This window comes from Phormidium sp. FACHB-592, assembly GCF_014695795.1.
Taxonomy (GTDB): Bacteria; Cyanobacteriota; Cyanobacteriia; order Leptolyngbyales; family Leptolyngbyaceae; genus Stenomitos.
Genome location: NZ_JACJOZ010000011.1, coordinates 122,404 through 132,013 on the forward strand (window position 1 = coordinate 122,404; position 9,610 = coordinate 132,013).

8 protein-coding genes are annotated in these 9,610 nt (G+C 48.4%); 7 read left to right on the forward strand and 1 reads right to left on the reverse strand.

The annotated features are described in order from the left end of the window. Positions 1–58: 58 nt before the first annotated feature. Together H6F86_RS01920 and H6F86_RS01925 are read left to right on the forward strand one after the other, a co-directional pair. The gene (locus H6F86_RS01920; protein ID WP_190446412.1) at positions 59–1,183 is read left to right on the forward strand and encodes a M23 family metallopeptidase; all 1,125 of its coding nucleotides are present in this window, start codon (positions 59–61) and stop codon (positions 1,181–1,183) included. Between the two features lie 34 nt (positions 1,184–1,217). Beyond that, the gene (locus H6F86_RS01925) at positions 1,218–1,658 is read left to right on the forward strand and encodes a DUF2358 domain-containing protein (protein WP_190446413.1); all 441 of its coding nucleotides are present in this window, start codon (positions 1,218–1,220) and stop codon (positions 1,656–1,658) included. 113 nt (positions 1,659–1,771) lie between these two features. Here H6F86_RS01925 and H6F86_RS01930 read toward each other — a convergent pair whose 3' ends face one another. Then, positions 1,772–2,941 carry a serine/threonine-protein kinase gene (locus H6F86_RS01930; protein WP_190446414.1) on the reverse strand — a complete coding sequence of 390 codons (1,170 nt, stop codon included), beginning with the start codon at positions 2,939–2,941 and terminating at the stop codon, positions 1,772–1,774. A 268-nt stretch (positions 2,942–3,209) separates the two neighbouring features. Here H6F86_RS01930 and H6F86_RS01935 point away from each other — a divergent pair, with 268 nt between their 5' ends. From H6F86_RS01935 to H6F86_RS01955, 5 genes are all read left to right on the forward strand, one after another. Further along, a complete protein-coding gene (locus tag H6F86_RS01935) occupies positions 3,210–3,917 on the forward strand; it encodes a Uma2 family endonuclease (protein WP_190446415.1) in 708 nt (235 codons plus the stop codon). Positions 3,918–3,927: 10 nt separating this feature from the next. After that, the gene (locus tag H6F86_RS01940; protein WP_190446416.1) at positions 3,928–5,427 is read left to right on the forward strand and encodes a DEAD/DEAH box helicase family protein; all 1,500 of its coding nucleotides are present in this window, start codon (positions 3,928–3,930) and stop codon (positions 5,425–5,427) included. A gap of 656 nt (positions 5,428–6,083) precedes the next feature. Continuing rightward, positions 6,084–6,602 (forward strand): NYN domain-containing protein, encoded by a 519-nt coding sequence (locus H6F86_RS01945; RefSeq protein ID WP_190446417.1) that lies wholly within the window; start codon positions 6,084–6,086, stop codon positions 6,600–6,602. A gap of 200 nt (positions 6,603–6,802) precedes the next feature. Next, positions 6,803–8,446 carry a 2-isopropylmalate synthase gene (locus H6F86_RS01950; RefSeq protein ID WP_190446418.1) on the forward strand — a complete coding sequence of 548 codons (1,644 nt, stop codon included), beginning with the start codon at positions 6,803–6,805 and terminating at the stop codon, positions 8,444–8,446. A 169-nt stretch (positions 8,447–8,615) separates the two neighbouring features. Further along, positions 8,616–9,224 (forward strand): PIN domain-containing protein, encoded by a 609-nt coding sequence (locus tag H6F86_RS01955; protein ID WP_190446419.1) that lies wholly within the window; start codon positions 8,616–8,618, stop codon positions 9,222–9,224. The last annotated feature ends 386 nt before the right edge of the window (positions 9,225–9,610 follow it).

A 9,610-nucleotide genomic window follows, 5' to 3' on the forward strand; every position in this document is an offset into this window, starting at 1 on the left:
TGGGCTGCAATCTTACTTTGTCCTACCCTTTCGGTTTGTTAGACACAAGGATTTCACAATGACTCCGCACGTCACCGCTGCCCGTTTGCTCCATGATGCTTCTCGTCGATTGCTCTTAAGCCGAAGCCTCAGCGTTCTTGGCACCGTTGCCGTTTTGAGTGGCGGTACTGTATGGGCACAGTCCATCGACACGCTATCAGAACCTGCACCTGAGCAGCAGGCTCCGTCACCAGCTTTAGAAGTACCTTCGCTGAATGCTCCCAGCGCCGATCTCTCGATCGAGCCTGCTGCCCCCGAAGCTTTTCCCACCCGTGAAACTCCTTTGGATCTAGACCGTGCGATCGCGCCATCGTCCTCTGGCGCAGCAAGTGGTGCTGATGATCAGTACATTGATTCAACCAGCTATAGCATTGGGGCAACTGAGCGCAGTAGTGATATTGCCAAGCGCTCTCCACTGCTGCCAGGCGTCACGTCGTCGTCTCCACTAAGTGTTGGCTCTGCGGCAATCAGTGATTACAGTGTTACGCCTGGTCGTACCACGCCATCAGTAAGGGACTACTACTATCGCACGTTACGACCCCCCGCTATGCTGGGCAATGGCAACATTCGGCTAGTGTTTCCCCTTTCCATTCCAGCGCCAATCACTTCACTGTTTGGCTGGCGGTTGCACCCCGTCTCAGGTGAACAACGCTTCCACGCTGGTACAGACTTAGGTGCACCAATGGGCACCCCTGTGTTGGCTGCTTACGCTGGTAAGGTCGCGCTTGCAGATTTTATGGGCGGCTATGGTTTAGCAGTGGCGATCGACCACAATCAGGGCACTCAGCAAACGCTCTACGGGCATCTGTCCGAGATCTTTGTCAAGCCTGGTGAGTTTGTGAAGCAAGGCATGGTGATTGGACGAGTCGGCAGCACAGGCGTCTCAACCGGACCACACCTTCATTTTGAGTTTCGTCAGCTTACCACTGAAGGCTGGGTCACTCTAGACCCCGGCGCACAGCTTGAATATGCCCTGGCACAGTTCGTTAAATCGTTTGATTTTGCTCAAGCTAAACCCGGAGAAGTGCTTGGCTTGGGCGGTAGCCTTGGTGCCGTGAATGTAGGCGCAAAAGGTGACATTAGAGTGCAAACAGAAGAGCTAAAGAAACTGAGCCGTGAGGTGGCAGTGAAGGGGCAAGGATGAAGGCAAACGGTAAACGTTGAGCAGAGCGATCGTGATGAACCATGATCCAGATCGGGGTGATTATCTGAAGCGGGTTGAGCGAGCGATCGTGACTTTGCAGCATGATCTTCCAACATTGTTTGAGCGTGATATTTCCTACGATATCTACAGCCGCGACATCGACTTTCGCGATCCGGTTAATCGGTTTAAAGGCAAGTTTAACTACCGCATTATCTTTTGGACACTACGGTTTCATGGTCGGCTCTTTTTCACAGAGCTTGCTTTTGATTTGCACAACGTGGAGGCAACCAACCAGACGACCATTCGTGCTGATTGGACAGTACGGGGTACACTGCGAGTACCCTGGAAGGCCAAGCTGTTCTTCAACGGCTACTCCCTCTACACCCTTGACCAGAATGCCTTAATTTGTGAACACGTAGATACCTGGGATCGTTCCCCTGGTGAGATTTTGCAGCAGTTTGTGCAGAAGGGTTAAGGGCGCTCTGTAAACAGTCAACGGTCAGACGTAGAACACGTCTGACCGTTGACTGTTTAAGCAATGTCACGTTTAAAGGCTGCTTGCTAAACGTTTTAAGCTGCTGATTGTTCTTACTGAATAGGCAGCTTTAACCAGATTGAAAGCTCGTATGCCAGCCAGTCCGTTTCTGGAACGGTAAGCGGCGGATAACTCTTGAGTTCGTACTCTTGTGTGCCAGCCCAAAGAGCCAGATAGGGTTCAGCATTATTTTGGGCGCTTCCTACCTTGCGGTACTCCAATCGGCTGATTTGCTTTCGCGGCGCGGTCAGAGGCCTACCAGTTTGAAAACCCAGGCGCTTTTGAGAGAGAGAAATCTGCTGCTGATCAATATGAAGATGCGCTTGCCCCAAGAGTGAGGGCATGAAAATTTCTAAGCGGGTTGCATCTTGGGTCAGAGAAATTTTAGTCTCAGTGGGTTTTGCAATTGGTGCGATCATTGGCGATCGTCGTCCGCCTTGTTCCAGAGCAGCTAGCGCTTCTTGTGCTGAGCGTACCCGTTGCTCCAGATTTGGATTGGTCAACCAGCCCAGCCAGTCTGCATAGGCTGGGCTAAGGTTGGCAATTTTTTCAAAGTCAAGTTTCGTACCTTTATGCGGCAGACTCGATGGGTGAGCACCAGCCAGCATCGCTGTCAAAGTTGCGCCCAAGCTGTAGAGGTCGGACGCTGGGATCGCCCGCCCACTGAACTGTTCGGGCGGCATATAACCATAGGTGCCAACCACCGTAAAAGCACTCGTATCGCCAGTACTCGTCAAGGACTTAACGGAGCCAAAGTCTACAAGATAGACCTGACGGTTTGCTAGCAAAATATTACTGGGCTTGATGTCTCGATGCACGATCGGTGGTTGTTGCCCATGCAAGTAGATCAGAATGTTAAGCAGCGCTTTGGCAAGTTGCTTTGTTTCTGCTTCGGTAAAAAGCCGTTGCTCTTGCAGACACTGCTCCAGCGATTTACCTGGAACGTAGGTCTGAATAAGAGCAAGCGCTTTATCGTTAGGCAGTTGGTGTTCAAAAAAGCCTAAGTAACGAGGAATAGACGGGTGCGAAAGCGCTTTGAGGATTTCGACCTCGCGCTCGAAAAGTTTCAAGTCATCCCACTCCAGCGCATCATCCAAAAACAACAGTTTGATGACTACACGCTCTTGTGTTTTTAGATCTCGGGCAAGCAAGGTCCAGCGTCCAGTTTGTTTGCCAATTTGCCGCTCTACTTCGTAGCGATCGCCCAATATTTGACCAGCCATCGTCTGTTACCAGTGTCTCTAGGTTTGGTTATAACTCTGGCGACAAGAAACAGCAATGCGATTATTACGGTTGTGCAACGTCTGTGCGGCAATCTATCAATCAATGTTGCCTCCAGCACAACGCTGAGTTGCACACGCTAAAGCATGCCCTTTGCCGACTTATACAACTTATACAATGGATTAACCTGCCCTTTCCCTCCGGTGTCATCCTATCACCCAATTTCCGCCGAAACCGCTACTATTGCAAGTAGCAAGAGAGGAACCACCGATGTCTCCAGACGTGGCAATTGAGGTTGACGTGTCGCTAGATATCAGCAAGCTGGCGATCGATGACAATACCTCTGTGGATCATCTCATTTCTGAGAAGCAGCAGCGACTGTTGACTGAACCGCTGTATAGCAATCCGTCTGTCTTTGGTACGCGGACCTTTTTGCTGGCAGCAAATGTGGGCGTATTTTATGCAGTGCGTCAGCCGCCTTTGGTTCCTGATGTCTTCTTGAGTTTAGATGTGGAAGTGCCACAGGACTGGCGTGAGAAGAAAAACCGCACCTATTTTGTCTGGGAATTTGGCAAGCCGCCCGATGTCGTGATTGAAATTGTGTCTAACAAAGAAGGTAACGAGTTAGGTAGCAAACTTGATAGCTATGCTCGGATGGGCGTAGCTTACTACATTGTGTTTGATCCGCTCCAGCAGTTAGGTGATTGTGTGTTGCGATCGTTTGAGCAACGGGCAGGGCACTATCAAGAAATTTCTGGCACCTGGTTAGAGGCGATCGGCATTGGTTTAACACTTTGGGATGGCAAGTTTGAAGGCAAGGACGATCTCTGGTTGCGCTGGTGTACGGCTGAAGGCGCTGTTATTCCAACTGGAGCCGAAAATGCAAACCAGGAACGGCAACGCGCAGAACGTGCTGAGGCAAAGCCTGCTCAACTGGCAGAACGACTGCGGACAATGGGGCTTGACCCTGATACATAGGTAACGGTTGATGGCTCGCACTCCTACACTGTCCTACGATCGCGGCACTCTCATTCTGCATCCACCACCACGCGGCAAAGAGTGGTTGGACTTCGCTACATGGGACGATCGCGTTGAGCGTTTTCGCATTCCAGCGATGCAGTATCGCAATCTGGTGTTGGCATTACGGGCAGCAGGCACCGAGTTAGACGATCAGGCAAAAGCTTTTCACGACGTTGAGCTGATCCCAAAGCTGGAAATGGAGCCTTATCCGCATCAGCAAGAAGCTTTAACAGCATGGGTTGGTGCTGGACGCATGGGGCTAGTGGTGCTACCAACTGCCGCAGGTAAAACGTATCTGGCGCAGATGGCAATGCAGGCAACTAAACGCAGCACGCTAATCATGGTGCCAACGCTAGACCTGATGCATCAATGGTATGCCCATCTTGTGGCAGCGTTTCCTGATGTCGAGATTGGGCTGTTGGGCGGTGGCTCCAGAGATCAATCGCCCATTTTGGTTTCGACCTATGACAGTGCGGCAATTCATGCTGAAACATTAGGCAATCAATATGCGCTGCTCATTTTTGATGAGTGTCACCATTTGCCTAGTGATTTCAACCGTGTGATTGCTGAGTATGCAATCGCCCCTTACCGTCTAGGTCTTACCGCCACACCCGCTCGTGCTGACGGCAAGCATGAAGACTTGCACACTCTCATTGGTGCAGAGGTGTATCGCAAAAGCGCTGAGGAGCTAGCAGGCAATACCCTAGCGAAACATAAGGCAGTGCAAATTATGGTGCGGCTGTCGCAAAATGAGCGCGATCGCTACGATGAACTGATCCATCTACGAAACCAGTTTTTGCAGGAGGCGAAGATCTTCCTCGGTTCAGTTCAAGGATGGCAGCGGTTTGTGCAGGCAAGCGCTCGTTCTAAAGCGGGACGACGAGCTATGCTGGCGCATCGAGAAGCACGAGCGATCGCCTTTGGCACCGAAGGCAAACTGCGCGTTCTGGCAGATCTGCTCGCAACCCATTATCCCGATCGCACCCTGATTTTTACAGACGACAATGCGACGGTGTACCGCATTTCTCAGGAGTTTTTGATCCCTGCCATCACGCATCAAACGGGTGTCAAAGAACGGCACGATATCCTGGCTAAGTTCAAAACAGGCGACTATCGCACACTGGTTGCATCTCGGGTGCTGAATGAAGGCGTGGATGTACCTGATGCAAGTGTGGCGATCGTCCTCTCTGGCACAGGCTCTACCCGTGAACACATTCAACGTCTGGGACGGGTACTCCGTAAGGGCAAAACCCCTGACAAACTAGCGGTGCTGTATGAAGTTGTGGCAGAAGACACCAACGAAGAAAATGTCTCCCGTCGCCGTCGAGGGCAGCCTACCCTTACCAAAGCTCAACAGCAGCTAGAGTTGGTGCCTCCATCACTCTATGCTGTGAGTCCAACAACAATGCCCCTTGCTGCTGAACCGTTGCCAGAATGGGGGGCGAACTTGCCAGAAACGCAAGAGTGATGCGGCAGTCGATCGCCAAAGTGATTGGCTAAGGCTAAGGGCTGTAGAGGGGTGTGGATACCGCTTTCTGGCTTTTAGCTCCTGAAGCTTAAGGACTGCCGCTGCAAGTCAGATTAGTCAGTAACCGAGCGTCATGCCATAAAGAGTATTTTCTGCTTTCGCTAAAATACGTCTGAAAGCAAAGTCTTCATTCCCCCTGCTGATCAATTGGAGCGATCAGCTGATCAATGGTAGTGAGGCAAGATCTGAAGTTTTTTGTAATAATGAGGGCACCCAACTGACATACGTTTTATGACTTTATTCTTTAACTGTATAAATATTGTGTGGTTTCCAACAAGCGTTCTAACGTGAGCGCTAGTCGGTTTTACGTTAACTAATAAGCTGCATACCTTATAGATATTCTTGACTCATAAATGCTTTAACACAGAGATGTTTTAAGTTCGTTTAACTACCTTTAAAGGCTGTTCTGCTTGAAAGCTGCGTAAAGAATGGTCCTGTAGTGTTGTCAGGCAATCCTGACAACTACAGGTTGCTGCTTTGTGTGCTGAATAATGTCATTGAGAAATGATATTACGCCTTTTTGTTAACGACTTTAAAACAAGTTGTTACAATTAGTCATTCATTTATTTCTTACAAATTTTAGGTCTTTAGTTTTTATGCCTTATGCAACGAGCCGTCTTTCTATTTTTGTAGACGGAAACAATATGTTCTATGCTCAACAAAAAAACGGTTGGTTTTTCGATCCGAAGCGAGTACTGGAGCATTTTACCAGTGACCCAGATGTAAACCTGATTAATGCCTTTTGGTATACCGGTCTAAAAGATCCTCAGGATCAACGCGGTTTTCGGGATGCTCTCATTAGCTTGGGGTATACGGTGAGAACCAAGATTTTGAAGGAATACTACGATGATAATTCTGGGCGTTACTCGCAAAAAGCAAATTTAGATATTGAAATCGTCGTTGATATGTTCAACACTGTTGAACAGTACAATCGGGTGATCTTGTTTAGCGGCGATGGTGATTTTGAACGAGCGATCGAACTCCTACGCTCCAAAAACACCCACATCACAGTTGTTTCCACCGAAGGCATGATTGCCCGTGAACTGCGGAATGTGACCGATCGCTACATTGACCTGAACGCAATTCGTAAGGAAATTGAGAAATCAGACTACTAAGAAAGAAAGAGGGTGTAGAGCATCATAGAACTTAATTGGAGCAGAAGACTCAACAGCAGGTGTTTATTGCGAAAGTAGCCTGCATCTGAGCGTAATTTTTGACTTGAAGTACAAGATACTACAGTTTGAAGTGCGGAATGTGGACTTCGCCCTTTAGAATAATAATATTGTCGCTTGCATGACAGCAGGAATCTCTACTTATGGAAACACCCTCTCAACCCAGTCACGATCGCATCATTATTTTCGACACCACACTCCGAGACGGCGAACAGGCACCTGGTGCGGCGCTTAACATTGACGAAAAACTGACGATCGCGCGCCAACTCGCACGACTGGGTGTGGATGTGATTGAAGCTGGGTTTCCTTACTCTAGCCCTGGCGACTTTGAAGCCGTGCAGAAAATTGCGGAAGTCGTTGGCGTAGAGGGTGGTCCCATCATTTGTGGCTTGGCACGAACCACGCATAACGACATTAAAGCGGCTGCTGATGCCCTGAAACCTGCCGCACGTTCCAGAATTCATACCTTTATTGCAACTTCAGACATTCATTTGCAGTACAAGCTGAAGAAATCACGTGCTGAGGTGCTGTCGATTGCAGGTGAAATGGTTGCTTATGCTAAGTCCCTCACAAATGATGTGGAATTTTCGCCCGAAGATGCGGGACGTTCTGACCCAGAGTTTCTCTATGAAGTGCTGGAACGGGCGATCGCGGCAGGTGCAACAACCGTCAACATTCCCGATACCGTCGGTTACACAACTCCTGCGGAATTTGGCGCGTTGATTCGCGGCATTAAAGAGAATGTGCCCAATATTGATCAGGCAATTATTTCCGTGCATGGGCACAACGATTTGGGATTGGCAGTTGCAAACTTTTTGGAAGCAGTGAAGAACGGTGCTCGGCAGCTCGAATGCACCATCAACGGCATTGGCGAACGGGCAGGCAATGCGGCGCTGGAAGAATTGGTGATGGGTCTGCACGTCCGGCGGCAGTACTTCAATCCTTTCTTGGGTCGTCCGATCGATTCAGAAGCACCGCTCACCAATATTGATACGCGGCAAATTTACAAGACCTCGCGGTTAGTGTCGAACCTGACGGGAATGCTGGTGCAGCCGAATAAGGCGATCGTTGGTGCCAATGCGTTTGCTCACGAATCGGGCATTCACCAGGATGGTGTGCTGAAAAATCGGTTGACCTACGAAATCATGGATGCTCAGTCCATTGGGTTGACTGATAACCAGATTGTGTTGGGCAAACTGTCGGGACGCAATGCCTTTCGATCACGCCTCAAAGAATTGGGTTTTGACCTCGCCGATCAAGAACTCAACAAAGCGTTTGTTCGGTTTAAGGAACTGGCAGACAAGAAAAAAGAAGTTACAGATTGGGATCTGGAGGCAATCGTCAACGACGAAATTCAGCAGGCTCCTGAACTGTTTCGCCTCGAACTGGTGCAGGTTTCCTGCGGCGATCGTGCTCACCCCACCGCGACGGTAGCGATCCGCACTCCCGATGGTCAGGAGCTGACGGATGCGGCAACTGGCACGGGACCTGTCGATGCTGTTTACAAAGCGATCAATCGGGTGGTGAACGTGCCCAATGAATTGATTGAATTCTCAGTGCAGTCGGTCACTGCTGGCATTGACGCGATCGGTGAAGTCACTATTCGCCTTCGCCAGAACGATCGCATTTTCGCTGGACACTCCGCCAATACAGACATTATTGTGGCATCGGCTCAGGCATATGTGAATGCGCTGAATCGTCTCTATGCCTCAATGCAGCGGCAAGAGGAAGCAGGTAAGGTGGCGGTTGGAAAGCAAAAAGAAGGGGCAGTGGCGATCGAAAGCTAAAAGCAAACGGGCGATCAATTTACCGCAGAGGCGCAGAGTGCAAAGCTCGGTGTCCTCTGCACTTTGGCAATATAAATTAATTGCTAGTCTGTTTCGTCCTGGGGTTAAGGTTGCAATATAAGACGTTAATCAGGGAATAATCAACTTGCATAGTTGCCAAATTGTCTTTATGAATCAAAAGCTGAAAAAGGCTATCCTGCTTGTTGATTACGAGAACGTCCAAAATATTGATTTATCTGAGATTCAAGAACAAGATATTGATATCAAGATATTTGTTGGACAAGCCCAGAACAAAATTCCTATGGAGCTAGTTCAAGCTACTCAACGGTTTGGGCAAAGAGTTGAATGGATAAAGATAGAAGAAGCAGGTAGCAACGCGCTTGATTTTCATATAGCTTTCTATCTAGGTAAACTCAGCAAAGAGATTGGAGCAGGATCTTTTCTTATCTTGTCTAATGACAAAGGATTTGATCCATTGATTAAGCATATAAGCAAGAGTAAAATTAAGTGCCAAAGAATACAAAGCTTACTTGCGGTATCTAAAGAAAAGAATGTATTAATTTCTCAGAATGTAGATTCAATAGCAAAAGTCATTGAAAATCTATCCAGAATCCAGAAAAACAAACGCCCTAGAACTCAAAAAGCACTGCGTCAACACATAAAAACACTACTGCTTCAGAAGAAGCTGAGTGACAAAGAAATCGACACATTAGTTGATAACCTGTTTGTTCAGAAAAAAATATCTGAAGTTAGTAATCGTCTCACCTATAGTTTTTAATATTTGTATCTTTAAGCAGCTTGCTGATATCGGACATTTTTTGGATGCAGTGGATTTCTACACACACAGCACAGCTGTAAAATTTCGCTTTAGGCAGTCTGGGTGAATTAAGCAATTGCTTACATAAGATCATTATAGCCGTAGGTTCTGCTGACTTTGATGCTAAAACCCAAGCCACTATTCGGCAGCAAATGTAAGCAGACGGTGTACTGCTGGAAAAGTTATTACAGTTGTTTTTGGAAAAGGAGCAAGCGATCGCGGGTTTAGAAAGTGTTTGTAAATGCTGGTTAAGCAGGTTTCAAGTTCCTCGTTCGTCGGTTGTTTGTTAACCGCCTCAGCATCAACCGAATCATGACCACATAAACCATGCCTTCATGATTTTCAGG

Excerpts from the sequence above, each read along its gene's own strand:
- H6F86_RS01935 (WP_190446415.1), top strand. The coding sequence starts at position 3,210 with ATGTCTCCAGACGTGGCAATTGAGGTTGACGTGTCGCTAGATATCAGC.
- H6F86_RS01945 (WP_190446417.1), top strand. The coding sequence starts at position 6,084 with ATGCCTTATGCAACGAGCCGTCTTTCTATTTTTGTAGACGGAAACAAT.
- H6F86_RS01920 (WP_190446412.1), top strand. The coding sequence starts at position 59 with ATGACTCCGCACGTCACCGCTGCCCGTTTGCTCCATGATGCTTCTCGT.
- H6F86_RS01940 (WP_190446416.1), top strand. The coding sequence starts at position 3,928 with ATGGCTCGCACTCCTACACTGTCCTACGATCGCGGCACTCTCATTCTG.
- H6F86_RS01950 (WP_190446418.1), top strand. The coding sequence starts at position 6,803 with ATGGAAACACCCTCTCAACCCAGTCACGATCGCATCATTATTTTCGAC.
- H6F86_RS01925 (WP_190446413.1), top strand. The coding sequence starts at position 1,218 with ATGAACCATGATCCAGATCGGGGTGATTATCTGAAGCGGGTTGAGCGA.
- H6F86_RS01930 (WP_190446414.1), bottom strand. The coding sequence starts at position 2,941 with ATGGCTGGTCAAATATTGGGCGATCGCTACGAAGTAGAGCGGCAAATT.
- H6F86_RS01955 (WP_190446419.1), top strand. The coding sequence starts at position 8,616 with ATGAATCAAAAGCTGAAAAAGGCTATCCTGCTTGTTGATTACGAGAAC.